Annotated in this window: 1 protein-coding gene and 1 pseudogene; both read right to left on the bottom strand. The window is 64.7% G+C overall.

Annotated features, from left to right (window positions below):
* Window positions 1–429: pseudogene (locus ACXJL8_RS41860) on the bottom strand (hypothetical protein); the annotation flags it as partial.
* Between the two features lie 154 nt (window positions 430–583).
* Window positions 584–1,042: M23 family metallopeptidase (locus ACXJL8_RS41865; RefSeq protein WP_456687121.1), on the bottom strand; the 459-nt coding region annotated here is incomplete at its 5' end.

The following is a 1,042-nucleotide window of genomic DNA, read 5'->3' on the forward strand; positions in this document are numbered from 1 at the left end:
GAGGAAGACCGTCGTGGCGTAGAGCCTGCCGTCCTTGCGGTAGGCCAGCGAGTTGATGCCGGGAAGGCCCGAGGCGAGCTTCTTGATCGGGCCGTCGCCCTTGCGCGAATAGAGATCGCCGGCCAGGAAGCCGGTCCAGGCCATGGTGCCGTCGGGCGCGAATGCGATGTCGTCGGCCATCCCCACGGGAGCTGGGATTGCAACCTTGGCGGTACCGCCGGCGATATCCACTTCATAGAGCATGGCGCCGGCGACRCTGCCGGCAAACAGATGGCCGGCCTTGTCGACCCCGAGCCCATGCACGCCATGGAACGCCGAACCGGGGACGAGTTTCGTGACCTCCCAAGTCTCCTGTAATTTCTGGGCCGACGCGCTCGTGGTGCAGAAAATCGCAGCAACGACGGCTGTGCAGGCAAGCCTGTTCTTCACGGCGTGACCTCCCATTTTTGGAAAGTATTCGCCCGTCATGCGGCTTTGGCAAACGAAACTTAACGTTGTGACGCCGTAAAGCGGCGTCGCTCCGAAAGCGTCCCATTCAACCGTGTCGATGAAGATGTCCGGTCGATGTCGGCCGGTTGCCGGCTTACCGGTTGGTGACCTGCAACGGTCCGCCGGTCGCATCCGAGATGCGGGCGATGGCGCCGCCGCGGCCGCTCATCATGCCGTCGAGCCGGTCGCGCTCCTTCTCGAAGCCGGCCAGCATCGGGCCTTCCAGCGAACGGCCGCGCGGCAGTTTCACGCGCAGCGGATCGACGAAGCGGCCGTTGACCAGGATTTCGTAGTGCACGTGGGGGCCGGTCGAGGCACCGGTCGAGCCGACGAAGCCGATCACCTGGCCCTGGCGGACCTTCTTGCCGGCTTCCATGCCCTTGGCGAAGGCCGACATGTGGCCGTAGGCGGTCTCGTAGCCGTTGTTGTGCTTGATGCGGATATATTTGCCGTAGCCGCCCTCGGTGCCGGCCTTCTCGATCACGCCGTTGCCGGAGGCGAAGATCGGCGTGCCGTAGGTGGTGGCCCAGTCGACGCCGGTGTGCATCTTCAC

Source organism: Bradyrhizobium sp. P5_C11_2 (assembly GCF_054049755.1).